This window comes from Cupriavidus sp. CER-90, assembly GCF_057652055.1.
This window is the reverse complement of record NZ_JBYGYM010000001.1, coordinates 2,131,084-2,146,798: the sequence shown is the minus strand read 5'-3', so window position 1 is coordinate 2,146,798 and position 15,715 is coordinate 2,131,084. Positions and strand designations below refer to the sequence as shown.

The window sequence follows — 15,715 nt, the reverse complement described above, 5'->3', positions numbered from 1 at the left end:
GAGGGGAGAAAAGCCCAGCCCGCCTACAACGTCCGCGCGATCAGTTCCTTCATGATCTCGTTCGACCCGCCGTAGATCTTGCCCACGCGCGCGTTGACGTAGAGCCGCGCGATCGGATACTCGGCCATGTAGCCGTAGCCACCGTGCAACTGCAGGCATTCGTCGATGATCTCGCAGCTCTTCTGCGTGCACCACCACTTCGCCATGGCCGCGGTCTCGGCGGTCAGCTCGCCGCGCAGCACCTTGCCCATGCAGTCATCGACAAAGGCACGCGCCACGGTGGCGTGCGTCTTGCATTCGGCCAGCTTGAAACGCGTGTTTTGCATCGCCAGCAACGGCGCGCCGAAGACCTGCCGGTCGCGCACGTAGGCCACAGTCGTCTCCAGCGCACGCTCCATCGACCCCAGTGCGCCCAGCGCGATCACCATGCGTTCCTGCGGCAGCTGCTGCATCAGCTGGTAGAAGCCACGCCCTTCCTCGGCGCCAAGCAGGTTTTCGCGGGGCACGCGCACGTTGTCGAAGAACAGCTCGGCGGTGTCCTGCCCCTTCTGCCCGATCTTCTCCAGCACGCGGCCGCGCCGGAAGCCTTCCAGCCCGGCCGTCTCCACCACCACGATCGACACGCCCTTCGCACCCTTGTCCGGGTCCGTCTTGACCACCACCAGGACCAGGTCGGCCAGCAGGCCGTTCGAGATAAAGGTCTTCGAGCCGTTGATGACATAGTGCGCGCCGTCGTGCACCGCGCGCGTCTTGACGCTCTTCAGGTCCGATCCGGCGCCGGGCTCCGACATCGCAATCGCGCCGACCATCTCGCCGGTGGCCATCTTCGGCAGCCACCGCTGCTTCTGCGCCTCGGAGCCATAGCGCAGGATGTAGTGCGCCACGATGGCGCTGTGCACGTTGGTACCCAGGCTGGTCGCCATGGCGCGCGCCTGCTCGTAGGCGATGATCGCTTCATGCGCGAACGACCCGCCCCCGCCGCCATAGGCTTCGGGAATGCTGGCGCAGAGCATGCCGACCTCGCCGGCCTTGCGCCAGGTCTCGCGGTCCACATGCTGCTGCTTCCCCCAGCGTTCCTCGTGCGGCACGAGTTCGCGCTCGATGAACTTGCGGATCGCGTCCTGGAATATCGACAGATCCTCGGTCATCCACGGGCTCTGGCTTGTCGGCATGGCTGTGCTCCTTTGCGTTGCGCGTGGTTCATGGACGTCCGCCGCCCACCACCAGCACCTGGCCGCTGATGTAGTTCGACTCCGGAATGCACAGCAGGTAGACCGCCCCGGCGGCCTCGGCCGGCGTGCCACCGCGCCCCACCGGGATCATGGCCTCGACGTTCTTCATCAACTGCGCATTGACGCCCACCTTGATCTCCTTGCCGGCGATGTCGATGGTCGAGTTGTTGCCGTCTCCGGCCACGGCTTCGGTCAGGCGTGTCTTGATCAGGCCGAAGGCCACGCTGTTGACGTTGACCTTGTAGCGGCCCCACTCCTTGGCCAGCGCGCGGGTCAGCCCGTTGATGGCGGCCTTGGCGGCCGAATAGTTGGCCTGGCCCGCATTGCCCATCACGCCCGACACCGAAGAGATGTTGACCACCTTGCGGAAGATCTCCTGGCCGGCCTCGGCCTCCGCCTTGGCGGTCTCCCTGAAATGGTCCGCCGCCGCGCGCAGGATGCGGAACGGTGCCGTCACGTGCACGTCCATGATCGACGACCATTGTTCGTCGGTCATCTTCTGGATCACGTTGTCCCACGTATAGCCGGCGTTGTTGACGATGATGTCGAGCGCGCCGAACGACTGCAGCGCGGTCTGTACGAAACGCTGGCCGAAGTCCGCTTCGGTGACGCTGCCCGTGCAGGCCACGGCCCGCCCGCCTGCCGCCACGATCTCGCGCACCACGGCATTCGCCGGCTCGGCGTCCAGGTCGTTGACCACCACGGCGGCGCCCTCGCCGGCCAGCTTCAGCGCAATCTCGCGGCCAATACCACGGCCCGAACCCGATACGATGGCAACCTTGCCATTGAGCTTGCTCATTTGTGTTGTCTCCCTTGATGTTCAGCGGCCGGGCACGATCAGCGCCTCGCCCGTCAATTTGATGTCGCCCTGCTGGTTGCGCGTGGTCAGTGCGATGCGCACCGTCCCCGCCGCCTCGTCCTTCTGCGTGACCACGCCCGTGCACGAGACCACATCGCCCACATGGGTGATGGCCGCGAAACGCACCGAGAACTCGCGGATCGCGTGCTGTGGGGCCCAGTTTGTCAACAGGCGGCCAAGATAGGCCATCGACAGCATGCCGTGCGCAAACACATCGGGCATGCCGGCGCGTCTGGCGAAGTCGGTGTCGACGTGGATCGGGTTGTGATCGCCGGATGCCCCGGCGTAGAGCGCCAGCGTGAGCCGGCTCAGCGGCTCGGCGGTGAACGGCGGCAGCGTGCTGCCCACCTCCAGTGCTTCGAATCGAACCGGATTCATGCGGCCTCCTGGCTGTTGCGCACCACGACCACGCTGCGCAGGTCCGCCACGGCGGCGCCGTCGGCATCGGTGACGCGCGTGTCGCGCACCACGAAGCCCAGGGCCCCGCCTTTCTTTTCGTAGATGTCCGCGATGCGCGTCTCGAAGTGCAGCCGCTCGCCGGCGAACGCCATGCGGTGGTAGCGGAACGCCTGTTCGCCATGCAGGACGCGGCCAATATCGATGCCCAGCAGGTCCAGCGTGGCGCGCGGATTCGGCGCCTCCATTTCCAGGCAGAAGAGGAATGTCGGCGGCACCGGCAGCCCCGGATACCCTGCGGCTTTGGCGGCTTCGGCATCGGTGTAGCGGGCGTCCGCCTGGCCCGTGGCCTTGGCGAAGAAGCGCAGGCGTCCGGCTTCCACCTCGGCCACGTGGCGCGACACCACCGTGCCGATATGTTTCTTGTCCAGCATCTGGGACTCCTTACTGACGCTCGTACAGCGTCACCACGCAGGCGCCGCCCAGGCCAAGGTTGTGCTGCAGCGCCAGTCGCGCGCCCGCCACCTGCCGGTCCTGCGCCTGGCCACGCAGTTGCCATACCAGTTCGGCGCATTGCGCCAGGCCCGTTGCGCCAAGCGGATGCCCCTTCGACAGCAGGCCGCCGGACGGATTGGTCACCACGCGGCCGCCATAGGTGTTGTCGCCGTCGAGGATGAATTTCTCGGCGGTGCCTTCGGGCGTCAGGCCAAGCCCTTCATACGTGATCAGCTCGTTGGCGGTAAAGCAGTCGTGCAGCTCCACCACGTCGATGTCGGTGGGCGCCACGCCCGATGCCTCGTACACGGCCTGCGCGGCGGCCCGGGTCATGTCGTAGCCCACCACCTTGCGCATGTCGCCTTCGTCGAACGTGCTGTTCCGGTCGGTGGTCATCGACTGGGCGCGAATCGCCACGCGCGTATCCAGGCCGTGCCGCTTCGCGAAGTCTTCGGAGCACACGATGGCCGCCGCCGCGCCACAGGTGGGCGGGCAGCATTGCAGGCGGGTCAGCGGCTCGAACACGGCGGGCGACGCCATCACCTCTTCCAGCGTGACCGTATTGCGGAACACCGCGAACGGATTGCGCGCAGCGTGCTGGCGCGCCTTGACCGAGATGCGGCCGAACGTATCGGGCCGGATGTCGTATTCCTTGATGTAGTCGCGGCCTGCGCCGCCGAAGAACTGGGCGGCACGTGGCGCGGTTTCATCAAACCCCTGGATGGCCTGCATGGCATCGACAAAGCGGGCCATCGGCGACGGACGGTCGGTATAGGCGCCCTTCAAGGCACCGGGCACCATCTGCTCGAAACCCACCGCGATGGCACACTCGATGGCGCCGCTGGCCACCGCCTGGCGCGCTAGGAACAACGCCGTCGATCCGGTGGCGCAGTTGTTGTTGACGTTGATGACCGGGATGCCGGTCAGCCCCACGCCGTAGATGGCGGCCTGGCCGGCCGTGGAGTCGCCGTACACATAGCCCACGTAGGCCTGCTCCACCAGCGCGTAATCGACGCGGGCATCGGCCAGCGCCGCGCGAGCCGCGTTGGCACCCATGACCGGGTAGTCATCGCTGGCACCGGCCTTGGTGAACGGAATCATGCCGACGCCTGCAACCAACACTTTCCTGCTCATGTTCGTTTCCTTGAAGATTGGGGAATGCGTGAAACCGGGGGAATCGGGGAAATCGGGTAAAGCGGTTCAGCTCACCTGGCGCGTCTGGCCGCGCCAGTACTGCTCGCGCAGATCGCGCTTGAGGATCTTTCCGGCGGCCGACAGCGGCAGCGCCGGCCGGAACTCGAAACTCTTGGGGCACTTGTAGCTGGCCAGCGCCGCGCGACAATGCTCGCGCAACGCCACGTCGGTCGGCGACATTCCGGCGCGCGGCACCACCACCGCATGCACGGCCTCGCCCCAGCGTTCGTCGGGAATGCCGATCACCGCGCAGCTGGCCACCTCCGGATGCAGCGACAGCACGCTCTCCACTTCCGCCGAATAGACGTTCTCGCCGCCGGTGACGATCATGTCCTTGAGCCGGTCCACGATGAACAGGTAGCCGTCGTCGTCCATGTAGCCGCCATCGCCGGTGTAGAGCCAACCGTCGCGCAGCGCCTGCGCGGTCTCCTGCGGCCGGTTCCAGTAGCCGCGCGTGATATTGGCGCCGCGCACGATGATCTCGCCCACGCGATTGCGCGGCAGTTCGTTGCCCTGCGGATCGACGATGCGCATCGTCACGCCGAAGCCGGCGCGCCCCGCCGAGCGATACAGGCCGCTGGCGCGACCCGCCGGGCCATGGTTGTCGGGCGGATTGACGCTGATGACCGGCGACGCCTCGGTCATGCCATAGGCGTGATAGAACGCGACGTCCGGCATGGCCGCCAGCGCGCGGTCCAGCACCCCGGCCGCAATCGGCGAGGCGCCGTAGTAGATGCGCTGCAGGCTCGACAGGTCGTGATCGCCAAAGGACGGATCGTCCAGCACGGCCTGCAGCATCGTCGGCACCATCATCAGTTCCTCGATGCGCTCGCGCTCGATGGTCTGCAGCACCGCCGCCGGGGCAAACCCCGGATGGATCACCTGCACGTCGCCGGCCACGATATGCCCGACGGCCCGCGCCATCGCAGCGGTGTGGAACAGCGGCGCCACGTGCAGCGACACGAAGGTGCCATGCCCGGTGCGAAACTCGGCCATGCGCGAGACCGCCGATGCCCAGAGATTCAGGTGCGACTGCATCACGCCCTTGGGCTTGCCGGTGGTGCCGCCCGTGTACATGATCGAGGCCAGGTCCTCGCCGCCACGGAACACGTCGGCCACCGGCCCGGCCTCGGCGATCAGCGCCTCGTAGTCGAGCATGCCGTCAGGCACTTCGCGCTCCCCAGCGTAGATCACGCGCGGCGGCCGCCTGGCCGTGGCCACGATGCCGGCCACCATCGGCACGAACTGGTCGTCGACGATCAGGATGCCGGTATCGCAATCGTCCAGCGAATACACGATCTCGGGCACGCTCCAGCGGATATTGACCGGATTCAGCACGCCGCCGCCCCACCACACCGCGAGCATGTATTCGATATAGCGGTCCGAGTTCAGCGCCAGCATGCCCACGCGGTCGTCGGGCGCCATGCCCAGCGCCCGCAGCGCACCGGCCAGCCGCGCCACGCGGTCATGCAATGCCCGGAACGTACGGGTGCGGCCGCCAAAGACGCTGGCACGGCTCTCGGGCGTCTGCTGCATGCAGCGATGCAGCCCCTGCGTCAGATACATGTGTCGCCTCCTTGATGTGATGCGAACGCCAGGTGCATGGCCTGGCGGTGAATGTCATGTCCTGGGCACCGACTGTACGGACGCCCCGGCGCCGTGTCGTGCTCCGAACGAACCAATTTGCATGCTGCGGTGCGATTGGTCCGAACGGACCAAGACAGGCCTTGCCCCCGGTGAAAGAATCGGCCGGACTTCAACACACGGGTGACACGGGCATGAGCGGACCGCTGGCAGGGCTGAGGGTTCTGGACTTTTCGACGCTGCTGCCGGGGCCGTTCGCGACCCTGGCGCTGGCGGACCTGGGCGCCGACGTGATCCGGATCGAGGCACCCACGCGTGCCGATCCCGTGCGGCGGCTGGCACCGCAACGGCATGGCGTATCGGCCGTCCACGCCTGGCTCAACCGGAACAAGCGTTCGCTGGCACTGGATCTCAAGCAGCCCGAGGCCATCGGGATCGTGCAGCGGCTGCTGCGCACGCATGACATCGTGGTCGAGCAGTTCCGGCCCGGCGTCATGACCCGTCTGGGCCTGGGTTACGAGCAGCTGCGCGCCATCCAGCCGGCGCTGATCTACTGCTCGATCACCGGCTACGGGCAGGACGGCCCCTACCGCAACCGCGCCGGCCACGACATCAACTACCTGGCCATTGCCGGCGCGGCCAGCTACAACGGCCACGACCATCCCGCCCCGCTGGGCATCCAGGTGGCCGATATCGCGGGCGGCAGCCTGCACGCCAGCGTGGCCATCCTGGCGGCACTGGCGCACCGGCACCGCACCGGCGAGGGCCAGCACGTGGATGTCAGCATGACCGATGCCGCGTTCAGCCTGAACGCCATGTCGGGTGCGGCCCACCTGGCCGGCAGCCCTGCCCCGCGCCCGGGGTCGGAGCGCCTGAACGGCGGCGCCTTCTATGACTACTACGCCACGGCCGACGGCCGGCATTTCTCGGTCGGCAGCCTGGAACCGCAATTTCTCGAACGTTTCTGCGATGCGATGGGGCGTCCGGAATGGTTCGCGCTGGCGCAAGCCGACATGCCGCGCCTGAAGCGCGAGATCGCCCACGTGTTCCGCAGCCAGCCATATACGCACTGGTGCGCGGTGTTTGCCAACGTGGACTGCTGCGTGGAACCCGTGCTCACGCTGGAGGAGTCGGCCTGCCATCCGCAGTTGCGCGCGCGCCGCATGGTGGTCGATGTGCCCGTCACTGACCCGGGCGATGCGGACACGCTGCCGCAGATTGCCCATCCCGTGCGCTATTCGGCAACGCCGCCGGCCTATCGCCATGCCGGCGAGACGCTTGGCCGGCAGAGCCGGGCCATCCTGGCCGAGCTGGGCTATGGCGACGACGAAGTCACGGCCCTGGCCCGCGCAGGCGTCATCGCGCCGGGCGACGCGACATAAAAGACCAGACCTGGGAGACTGACATGCAGCACAGCAGGAGACATTGGATGGGCCAGGCCGCGGCATTGGGCGGCGCGGCGGCATTGGCAAGCTGGCCCGTCCGGGCCGACAGCACCTATCCAGGCCGGCCGCTACGGCTGGTCGTACCGTATCCGGCGGGTGGCGGTGCCGATACCATCGCGCGGCTGATCGGGCAGCAGCTGGCGCAGGCCTGGAAGCAACCGGTGGTGGTCGACAACAAGCCCGGCGCCAGCGGCATCCTGGGCAACGACATCGTCGCCAAGGCCGCGCCCGACGGGTACACGCTGCTGCTGGCCATCACCGCGATGATCCAGTCGCCCAGCCTGTACCGGAAGATGCCATACAACGTGGAGCGGGATTTCCTGCCCGTGTCGCTGGTAGCGCGTTCGTCCGACCTGTTCGTGGTGCCGTCGCGCGTGCCGGCGCGCACGCTGGCCGAGTTCATCGCGCTGGCCAAGGCCAGCCCCGGCAAGCTCAGCTACGGCTCGTACGGCAACGGCACGTCGTCGCACCTGCATGGCGAGCAGTTCAAGATCCAGGCCGGCATCGACATCGTCCATATTCCGTACAAGGGCGCGGCGCCGCTGGTCAGCGACATCCTTGGCGGTCAGGTGGATGCCGCGTTTGTCGATGTCACGTCGGCCAACAGTTACCTGGCCGGCGGCAAGTTTCGCGTGCTGGGCATCACGGGCACGCAGCGGCACGCGGCGCTGCCAGCCGTCCCCACGTTTTCGGAGGCCGGCCTGCGCGGATTCGAGCCCAATGGCTGGTTCGGCATGTTCCTGCCCGCCGGTACGCCGCAGCCGATTGCCGACCGGCTGGCGGCCGAAATCGGCCGTATCGTGAAGCAGCCCGACGTGTCGCAGCGGCTTGCCGCCATGGGCCTGCAACCGGTGGCCTCCAGCCCGGCCGAACTGGCCACGGTGGTCAGCAACGACACCCCGAAATGGGCGGAAATCGTGCGCACGGCACGCATCCAGCTCGACTGAAGCCTGGCGGGCAAGGCGGGAAGCGGGCCGGCGTGCCCGCTATCGCTTCAACAAAGCCCACCTTCAACAAATGCAAATTGCCTGACCGGCGGGCGTGCCGCAAAGTCTCCCCAACAACAGCCTGATACAGAAACAGGAGGAGACCATGCTGCGAATCATGCTTGCCGGCGCCGTGCTGGCGCTGGCCCACGGAGCGGCCCTGGCCGACACCTATCCCTCGCGCCCGGTGCGGCTGCTGGTGGGCTATGCGCCGGGCGGCCCCGTTGACACCGCCGCGCGCATCTACGCGGACTACATGGGCCGCGTGCTCAAGCAGCCGGTCATCGTCGATAACCGCGCCGGTGCCAGCGGCGCCATCGCGGCCGGCATGACCACCAGCGCCAAGCCCGACGGCTACACGCTCTACTTCGTGGCCAGCCCCACGATGACGATGACGCCGCTGATCCAGAAATCGGTCAGCTTCAAGCCGGCGCAGGACTTCACCTACGTGGGTCTGATTACCGACTACACCAACGTCCTGCTCATCAACAAGGACTTCCCGGCGAAGAACGTCGACGAACTTGTGTCGTATGCGCGCAAGCATCCGGGCGATGTGAGCTTCGGGTCGGCCGGCATCGGCGCCTCGAACCACCTGTCCGCCGAACTGCTGGCGCAGATGACCGGCGTGAAGATGCTGCATGTGCCGTACAAGGGCAACGCACCGGCCATGGCCGACGTCATCAGCGGCAAGGTGACGTTCATGTTCGACATCACCGGCACCGCCATCGGCCATATCCAGGGCGGCAAGGTGCGCGCGCTGGCCGTGACGTCGAAGACCCGCAACGCCGCGCTGCCAACGGTGCCCACGCTGGTCGAGTCGGGGCTCAAGCAATATGACCTGACCGGCTGGTACGGGCTGGTCGGCCCGCTCGGCATGCCTGCCGACGTGACCGACCGGCTGGTCAAGGCCCAGCAGACCGTGGGCCAGGACCCGGCGTTCCGCGCCCGCATGGCCGACGGCGGCTACGACCTGAACATCACCGGCCCGGCGCCGCTGCAGGACCGTATCAAGAAGGAACTGGCCCTGTGGGGCAACGTGGTCAAGACAGCCAGGATCGAGGTGGAATAGCTTGCCACCCCCCGGGGCGCGCCGTTCCGCCCCGGCGAAGTACCGCTTTCCCGATGACGAATTGCGCGGCCCCCTGGCTGCCCATACACTGCGACGAGCCGGCATCCGTGTGACTGCGGGGGCCGGCGCCACTCCGAAATCCACTCTGCAAAGGACTTGAGCGAGATGCCGCAGGACCGAGCCATCGCGAATCGCATCAGCGACATTCCCCGCCATTGGGCGGCCCATGCGCCCGACCACGTGGCCGTGCATGAAGGCGAGCGCACGGTGAGCTTTGCGCAGCTCTGGGAAGGCGTCGGGCTGGCGCGGCAGTATCTGGAGGGCCAGGGCGTCGGCACCGGCGACCGGGTCATGATCACCGGCGAAAATTGCCTGGCGGTCATCACGCTGGTCTTTGCGCTATCCGAACTGGGCGCCTGGCCGGTGGTGACCAACGCCCGGCTGACGGCGCGCGAGATCGAGGAAATCCGCGCACACTGCACGCCGCGGTTGATGCTGTTCACGCACGCCGCATCCCCCGATGCGCTGCGCCACGGCCTGCGCTACCGCGCCCGCGAGATCGCCCCGCCCGGACTGGGGCCGCTGATGGCTGCCGATGTGGACGCGCGCAGCGAGCGCGAGCCACAGGCGCTGGCGCACGAGGTGGCCGCGCTGATCTACACGTCGGGCACCACGGGCCAGCCCAAGGGCGTGATGGTCACGCATCGCGGCCTGCTGCACTATGCGCGCGTCACGGCCGACACCCGCAGGATCGGGCCGGGCGACTGCGCCTACGCGGTGATGCCGATGTCCCATATCTTCGGGCTCGCCACGCTGCTGCTGGCCACCTTCCAGGGCGGCGGCAGCCTGTACCTGGTGGCCCGGTTCAATGTCACCGACGCCTGCGCCGCGCTGCAACGCGACGCGATCTCCATCCTGCAGGGCGTGCCGGCCATGTTCAGCCGCATCCTGGTGCACCTGCAGAAACAGGGCATCGCGACGCTGCACCCCAAACGCCTGCGCTATCTCTATACCGGCGGCGGCCCGCTGGAGCCCACGCTCAAGCGCAACGTCGAAGCCGTCTTCGGCCAGCCGCTGCACCATGGCTATGGCATGACCGAATACGCGGGTTCGCTGTTCATTACCCGCATGGACCGCCCGCGCAGCGACTGCTCGGCCGGCGAGATTGTCGAAGGGGCCGAACTGCGCATCGTCGATGCCCACGGCGAAACGGTGCCACCGGGCACGGCTGGCGAGCTATGGGTGAAAGGCCCTGGCGTCATGCGCGGCTACTATCGGGACCCCATCCAGACGGCGGAGGCCCTGCGCCCCGACGGCTGGCTCAACACGGGCGATATCGGCCGGCTGGGGCCGGATGGCGCGCTGTATATCGTCGGGCGCACGCGCGACCTGATCATCCGCTCGGGTTTCAGCGTCTATCCGATCGAGGTGGAATCGGTCATCAACACGCACCCGTCGGTGCGGATGTCCGCCGTGGTTGGCCGACCCGCGGCCGATGGCAACGAGGAGATCGTGGCATTCGTGGAATTGCGCGAGGGCGAGACCTTCGATGCCGCCGAACTGCACGCCTATCTTGCCGAGCGGCTGTCGCCGTACAAGCGCCCCGCGCAGATCGTGCGCGTACCGGCCATTCCCACTACCGCCAGCGGCAAGCTGCACAAGCACCAGTTGCGCGGCATCGTCGCCGAAATGGCCTAGCTTTCCGCGCCCAGGCACCCGCGCGCTCGGCCGTCAGGCCGGGTTGCCGGTGCCGTCTTCCACCAGCAGGTCCACCAGCTTGCGCGCGAAGACCGGCAGCGCGTCCAGGTCCGCCACGCAGATCTGCAGCTTGCGTTCGGCCCAGTCGTCCTCGATCTGCACGATATTCAGCGCCATGGTCTGCGCATGGCGGCGCGCGGTGCTCTCCGGCAGCACGCCGATGCCGACATTGGCCTCGATCATCCGGCCCGCCGTCTCGAAATTGCTGACCTGGATGCGCCAGTGCAACTGGCGCTGCAGGTCGGAGGCGGCGCGTTTCAGGAAGTTGTGGATCGCGCTTTCCTCGGGCAGGCCGATGAAGTCGTAGTCCAGCGTCTCGACAAACCGCACCCGCTTGCGCTGGGCCAGCGGGTGGCTCAGCGCCGTGGCCAGCACCAGGCGGTCTAGCCGGTACGGCATCACCTCCAGCCCGTCCATGTTGACGCCGCTGGCGGCGATGCCGATATCGACCATGCCTTCCTGCACGGCCCGCACGATGTCGGGGCTGAGCCGCTCGCGGATATCGACGGTGACGTCGGGATGATTGACCAGGTACGTACGCAGCACCCCGGGCAGGAACTCGCTCATGGCCGTGGTGTTGGCGAACACCCGCACATGGCCCTTGATGCCGGACGCGTACTCCTGCAGGTCGCCGCTGAGCTGCTCGATCTGCCGCAGCACCCGGCGCGCGTGGGCCAGCAGTGTCTCGCCGGCGGGCGTGACCTTCACGCCCTGGCTGCTGCGGCTCAGCAGCTTGACCCCCACCTGCTCTTCCAGGTTCTTGATGCGCGTGCTGGCCGCCGGCAGCGACAGGTGGCAACGTTCTGCACCGCGGGTCAGGCTGCTGGCTTCCGCAATATGCGTGAAGAGATTCAGATCGACCAGATCGAAGCGCATGTCGTTGTCTCCAGGGTAACCAGCGATTATCCCCCGAACGCCGGCACTTTTTCCATTCTCGCAATTACCGAGACGCCTTCACTGCCGGCGAATGCCGGATTCAAAACATGCAAATAGCCGCGCGGCCGCGCATCGGTCAAGCTGTGCCATCGAACCCTCATGGAGACACCCGATGGCAGAAGAACAGACCTTGCTGGTGGACATCGCCGACGGCATTGCCACGCTGACGCTGAACCGCCCCCAGAACAAGAACGCACTGAACGGCCCGATGCGCGATGCCCTGCGCGACGCCGTGCAGCAGATCCGCGCCGACCGTACGGTGCGTGCCGTGGTGCTGCGCGGCGCCGGCACCGACTTCTGCTCCGGCGGCGATATCCGCGCGATGAACGTCACCGCCGCCGACGCCGGGCGCAATCGCATGGACGACCTGCACGGCTGGATCGCCCTGCTTGTCGATCTGGACCGCCCGGTCGTGGCCGCCGTGGATGGCGTGGCGTATGGCGCCGGCTTCAGCCTGGCATTGCTGGCCGATTTCATCGTGGCCACGCCGCGCGCGCGCTTTTGCATGCCGTTCATGAAGGTCGGCCTGGTGCCCGATTGCGGCGCACTGTACACGCTGCCGCGCGTGGTGGGCATGGCACGCGCCCGGGACCTGGTCTTCAGCGCCCGAGAAGTCGGCGCTGAAGAAGCCCGGCAGATGGGCGCCGTGTTCGAGATCGTCGAACAGGACCAGCTTCACGCACGCGCCGCGCAGCTGGCACGCGGACTGGCCGGGGCGTCGCCGACGGCCTTCGCGCTGACCAAGCGGGCGCTGAATCTGTCGAACGGTGCCGACGTGCGCACCATGCTGGAACTGGAATCGCTCGGCCAGGGCATCGCCTTTACCACCGACTACCACCACGAGGCCGTGCGCCGCTTCAAGGAAAAAGAGCCGCCGCTGTTCCAGTGGCCGGCTGTAGCAGGCTGACGGTTTGCTCCCATCTCCCGCCGGTTTGCTCCCATCTCCCGCTGGTTTGCTCCCCTCTCCCGCATTGCGGGAGAGGGGCCGGGGGAGAGGGCTTGGCGGCTCTATCATCGACATATCGGCAAGCAGAGCCTCAACGCCCTCACCCCCAACGCCTCCCCCACGGCGTGCGAGAGGGGAGCGCATAACGGCGGAAATCGCATTGGCTTGACGCTCACCCCGCCGTAATCCCCGCCGTCTGGATCACCTTGCGCCACTTCTCGATTTCGCTGTGCAGGCGCTGGCGCATCTGGTCCTGCGTGCCGGCGTCCGCTTCGGCGCCAGCCTGCAGCAGCCGCTGCTTGACGCCGGCGTCCTTCATGGCGACGTTGAAATCGGCATTGATCTTGTCGAGGATCGGCTTCGGCGTCTGGGCCGGCGCGAACAGTGCGGCCCAGGAATAGGCCTCGTAGCCGGGCAGCCCCGATTCGGCAACGGTCGGCACGTCGGGCAACATGCCCGAACGCTTGCGGCTGGCCACGCCCAGCACCTTGATGCGTCCCGACTTGATATGTTGCAGCGCGGTAGGCGCGTCGCTGAACATCAGCTGCACCTGGCCACCCAGCAGATCGTTCATGGCTGGCCCGCTGCCCTTGTACGGTACGTGCTGCAGCTTGGTGCCCGCTTCGATGTTGAACAGCTCGCCCGCCAGATGCGTGCCGCCACCATTGCCGGACGACCCGTAGGCCAGCGTGTGGCCGCTTTTGGCGTAGGCGATCAGATCCTTGATGTTGCTGGCGGGCACCGACGGATGCGCAACGACGAACACCGGGAACATCGCGGCAAAGCTGACTGGCGCAAAGTCCTTCTCGATATCGTACGGCAGCTTGCCCATCAGCGACGGGTTGACCGCGTGATGGATCGATCCCAGGAACAGCGTGTAGCCATCGGGGGCTTCCTTGGCGGCGATGGTGGCGCCGATGGTGCCGCCCGCGCCGGCGCGGTTGTCGATGACGATCGGTTGCTTCCAGATCTCGCCCAGCTTCTGGCTGAAGATGCGCGCGGTGCTGTCCACCGGACCGCCAGGCGGAAATGGCACGATCACGCGCACGGGCTTGGCCGGCCACGTTTCCGTGGCGAACGACGCAAACGGGTGCGCTGCGGCGCCGAACAGGCCGGCGGCCAACAGGCGCCTGCGCATGGCGGACGATGGGTTCATGCTGGGTCTCCTTGGGTCGACATCGAACCGGCCTGCTCCTGCAGCACGCGCTTGAGGATCTTGCCGTTGATATTGGTGGGCAGTTCGGGCAGCGCCACGATGCGCGCCGGCCGCTTGTACGGCGCCAGGCGGCCGTGCAGGTGGCTGCGCAACGCCTCCGGTTCCAGCGCCGCGCCGGGGCGCAGTTCCACGAAGGCGACGATCTCCTCGTTGCCGTCGCCCTCGGCCACGCCGACTACCGCGGACCGCTGGATGCTCGGATGGGTGTTGAGCGCGGACTCCACCTCGGCCGGGTAGACGTTGAAGCCCGAGCGGATGATCATCTCCTTGAGGCGACCGACCACGAACAGCGCGCCATCGGCATGCATCTCGCCGAGGTCGCCGCTGGCGTACCAGCCGCCCTCGCGCATCACCGCCGCCGTCGCCGCCGCATCGCGGAAGTAGCCCGGCATCAGCCCCCTGCCCCGCAGCCAGAGTTCGCCGCGCTGGCCCAGCGGCAATGGCAGGCCGGTGACGGGATCTGTCACTTGCACCTCGGCCTCGGCCACGGCGTAGCCCGCGCTGGTATCGGCGCGCTGTTCGCCCAGGCGCGTCACATGGACCGATCCCGCATATTCGGACAGGCCATAGCCATGGTGCAGCGTCAGGCCGAACGTCGCTTCCACGCGCGTCTTCAGCGACAGGTCGAGCGGACCCGCGCCGGTGTAGAGGTAGCGCAGCGCCGGCGCCACCGGCTGCGCGATGCCCTGTTCCTGCAGGTAAGCCAGCAGCCGCGAGAACAGCGTGGGCGGCCCCTGCAACTGCGACACGCCGTGACGGGCCAGCGCGTCGAGCAGGTCGGCGGGATCGAACTGCGGCCGCATCACCAGCTGCGCGCCGGCCAGCAGCGAACTGAGCAGCACGGTGCCCAGGCCGAAGATATGGGTCATCGGCACGAAGGCATAGCTGCGGTCGGCCGGACCTAGCGCACGGGCATCGCGCGTCACTCGGGCGAAATGGATCAGGGCGTCATGCGTCAGCATCACGCCCTTGGGCTCGCCCGTGGTGCCCGATGTGAAGATCAGGGCGGCCACGTCGTCGCGCAGCGGCGCCGGCTCCTGCAGGGCATCGGCACGCACCGCCGACCGATGCATGCCCGGCAGCCCCGACGGTGCGGCCCCGAAACGTTGCGCGTGCGCGGCGGCGGCGCGCGACGCCGCGGCGGTGAAGTACACCAGCCGGGCATCGGCACGGGCGGCGAAGGCATCGATCTCGCCGTCGGCCATGCGGGCATTGACGCCGCACGACCACGCGCCCACGCGGCTGCAGCCCAGGATCAGCGCGGCGTGCTCGGGACAGTTCTCGGCCACCACCATCACGCGGTCACCGGGCCGCACGTCGAGTTCGCGCAGTTCCGCCTCGGCCGTGTCCGTCAGCGCGCCCAGATCGGCAAAGCTGAGGCTGCGGCCGTCCGGCAGGTGGAGAAACGGTTGATCGGGGGCCTCGGCCAACCAATGGTCAAGCAGCTCATGAATCCGGGTGGTCACGCTAGCCGTCCTTGCTGAATGCGATGAAGAGGTTCGCGCAGCATGGCGCCAAAGCCTGGCAGGCGCCATTCGTAAATCACAAGGGCCGGCTTCGCTGGCCTGAAACCGCGCTGCGGAACGCGGCGGCCATGCA

14 protein-coding genes are annotated in these 15,715 nt (G+C 67.5%); 5 read left to right on the top strand and 9 right to left on the bottom strand.

Going from position 1 to position 15,715, the window contains the following annotated elements:
• Positions 1 to 23 precede the first annotated feature (23 nt).
• The 6 genes from AC24R4_RS09530 to AC24R4_RS09505 all read right to left on the bottom strand — a co-directional run bounded on the left by AC24R4_RS09530 (position 24) and on the right by AC24R4_RS09505 (position 5,742).
• A complete protein-coding gene (locus tag AC24R4_RS09530) occupies positions 24 to 1,172 on the bottom strand; it encodes an acyl-CoA dehydrogenase family protein (protein ID WP_487522834.1) in 1,149 nt (382 codons plus the stop codon).
• Between the two features lie 28 nt (positions 1,173 to 1,200).
• Entirely contained in the window at positions 1,201 to 2,031 is an 831-nt protein-coding gene (locus AC24R4_RS09525) for an SDR family NAD(P)-dependent oxidoreductase (RefSeq protein ID WP_487522833.1), read from the bottom strand.
• A 21-nt stretch (positions 2,032 to 2,052) separates the two neighbouring features.
• Positions 2,053 to 2,469, bottom strand: coding sequence for a MaoC family dehydratase (locus tag AC24R4_RS09520; RefSeq protein ID WP_487522832.1), 417 nt, complete (start codon positions 2,467 to 2,469; stop codon positions 2,053 to 2,055).
• Positions 2,466 to 2,921 (bottom strand): MaoC family dehydratase N-terminal domain-containing protein, encoded by a 456-nt coding sequence (locus AC24R4_RS09515; RefSeq protein ID WP_487522831.1) that lies wholly within the window; start codon positions 2,919 to 2,921, stop codon positions 2,466 to 2,468. Before AC24R4_RS09515 ends, AC24R4_RS09520 begins: the two co-directional genes overlap by 4 nt.
• A gap of 10 nt (positions 2,922 to 2,931) precedes the next feature.
• Positions 2,932 to 4,116: a lipid-transfer protein gene (locus tag AC24R4_RS09510; RefSeq protein ID WP_487522830.1), complete on the bottom strand. Its 1,185-nt coding sequence runs from the start codon at positions 4,114 to 4,116 to the stop codon at positions 2,932 to 2,934.
• Positions 4,117 to 4,182: 66 nt separating this feature from the next.
• Complete coding sequence (locus AC24R4_RS09505; protein WP_487522829.1) at positions 4,183 to 5,742, bottom strand: long-chain-fatty-acid--CoA ligase; 1,560 nt, start codon at positions 5,740 to 5,742, stop codon at positions 4,183 to 4,185.
• Positions 5,743 to 5,954: 212 nt separating this feature from the next.
• On the opposite strand from AC24R4_RS09505, the gene AC24R4_RS09500 reads away from it, so the two are divergent.
• The 4 genes from AC24R4_RS09500 to AC24R4_RS09485 all read left to right on the top strand — a co-directional run bounded on the left by AC24R4_RS09500 (position 5,955) and on the right by AC24R4_RS09485 (position 10,958).
• Positions 5,955 to 7,142, top strand: a complete 1,188-nt coding sequence (locus AC24R4_RS09500) for a CaiB/BaiF CoA transferase family protein (protein WP_487522828.1) — start codon at positions 5,955 to 5,957, stop codon at positions 7,140 to 7,142.
• A 23-nt stretch (positions 7,143 to 7,165) separates the two neighbouring features.
• Positions 7,166 to 8,152 (top strand): tripartite tricarboxylate transporter substrate binding protein, encoded by a 987-nt coding sequence (locus tag AC24R4_RS09495; protein ID WP_487522827.1) that lies wholly within the window; start codon positions 7,166 to 7,168, stop codon positions 8,150 to 8,152.
• A gap of 145 nt (positions 8,153 to 8,297) precedes the next feature.
• Entirely contained in the window at positions 8,298 to 9,260 is a 963-nt protein-coding gene (locus AC24R4_RS09490; RefSeq protein WP_153949426.1) for a Bug family tripartite tricarboxylate transporter substrate binding protein, read from the top strand.
• A gap of 165 nt (positions 9,261 to 9,425) precedes the next feature.
• Complete coding sequence (locus AC24R4_RS09485) at positions 9,426 to 10,958, top strand: class I adenylate-forming enzyme family protein (RefSeq protein WP_487522826.1); 1,533 nt, start codon at positions 9,426 to 9,428, stop codon at positions 10,956 to 10,958.
• Positions 10,959 to 10,991: 33 nt separating this feature from the next.
• Here AC24R4_RS09485 and AC24R4_RS09480 read toward each other — a convergent pair whose 3' ends face one another.
• Complete coding sequence (locus AC24R4_RS09480) at positions 10,992 to 11,894, bottom strand: LysR family transcriptional regulator (protein ID WP_153949424.1); 903 nt, start codon at positions 11,892 to 11,894, stop codon at positions 10,992 to 10,994.
• A 172-nt stretch (positions 11,895 to 12,066) separates the two neighbouring features.
• Between AC24R4_RS09480 and AC24R4_RS09475 the strand changes: the two genes are divergently transcribed.
• Positions 12,067 to 12,861: an enoyl-CoA hydratase/isomerase family protein gene (locus AC24R4_RS09475; protein WP_400396575.1), complete on the top strand. Its 795-nt coding sequence runs from the start codon at positions 12,067 to 12,069 to the stop codon at positions 12,859 to 12,861.
• Positions 12,862 to 13,072: 211 nt separating this feature from the next.
• Here the strand turns inward: AC24R4_RS09475 and AC24R4_RS09470 are convergent, their stop codons facing one another.
• Both AC24R4_RS09470 and AC24R4_RS09465 read right to left on the bottom strand, forming a co-directional pair.
• Positions 13,073 to 14,056 (bottom strand): tripartite tricarboxylate transporter substrate binding protein, encoded by a 984-nt coding sequence (locus tag AC24R4_RS09470; protein WP_400395486.1) that lies wholly within the window; start codon positions 14,054 to 14,056, stop codon positions 13,073 to 13,075.
• Positions 14,053 to 15,582, bottom strand: coding sequence for a class I adenylate-forming enzyme family protein (locus AC24R4_RS09465; RefSeq protein WP_400395488.1), 1,530 nt, complete (start codon positions 15,580 to 15,582; stop codon positions 14,053 to 14,055). The genes AC24R4_RS09470 and AC24R4_RS09465 overlap by 4 nt, the downstream gene beginning before the upstream one ends.
• Positions 15,583 to 15,715 lie beyond the last annotated feature (133 nt).

Coding starts and splice junctions, on each gene's coding strand:
- AC24R4_RS09530 (WP_487522834.1), bottom strand. CDS start 1,172: ATGCCGACAAGCCAGAGCCCGTGGATGACCGAGGATCTGTCGATATTC.
- AC24R4_RS09525 (WP_487522833.1), bottom strand. CDS start 2,031: ATGAGCAAGCTCAATGGCAAGGTTGCCATCGTATCGGGTTCGGGCCGT.
- AC24R4_RS09520 (WP_487522832.1), bottom strand. CDS start 2,469: ATGAATCCGGTTCGATTCGAAGCACTGGAGGTGGGCAGCACGCTGCCG.
- AC24R4_RS09515 (WP_487522831.1), bottom strand. CDS start 2,921: ATGCTGGACAAGAAACATATCGGCACGGTGGTGTCGCGCCACGTGGCC.
- AC24R4_RS09510 (WP_487522830.1), bottom strand. CDS start 4,116: ATGAGCAGGAAAGTGTTGGTTGCAGGCGTCGGCATGATTCCGTTCACC.
- AC24R4_RS09505 (WP_487522829.1), bottom strand. CDS start 5,742: ATGTATCTGACGCAGGGGCTGCATCGCTGCATGCAGCAGACGCCCGAG.
- AC24R4_RS09500 (WP_487522828.1), top strand. CDS start 5,955: ATGAGCGGACCGCTGGCAGGGCTGAGGGTTCTGGACTTTTCGACGCTG.
- AC24R4_RS09495 (WP_487522827.1), top strand. CDS start 7,166: ATGCAGCACAGCAGGAGACATTGGATGGGCCAGGCCGCGGCATTGGGC.
- AC24R4_RS09490 (WP_153949426.1), top strand. CDS start 8,298: ATGCTGCGAATCATGCTTGCCGGCGCCGTGCTGGCGCTGGCCCACGGA.
- AC24R4_RS09485 (WP_487522826.1), top strand. CDS start 9,426: ATGCCGCAGGACCGAGCCATCGCGAATCGCATCAGCGACATTCCCCGC.
- AC24R4_RS09480 (WP_153949424.1), bottom strand. CDS start 11,894: ATGCGCTTCGATCTGGTCGATCTGAATCTCTTCACGCATATTGCGGAA.
- AC24R4_RS09475 (WP_400396575.1), top strand. CDS start 12,067: ATGGCAGAAGAACAGACCTTGCTGGTGGACATCGCCGACGGCATTGCC.
- AC24R4_RS09470 (WP_400395486.1), bottom strand. CDS start 14,056: ATGAACCCATCGTCCGCCATGCGCAGGCGCCTGTTGGCCGCCGGCCTG.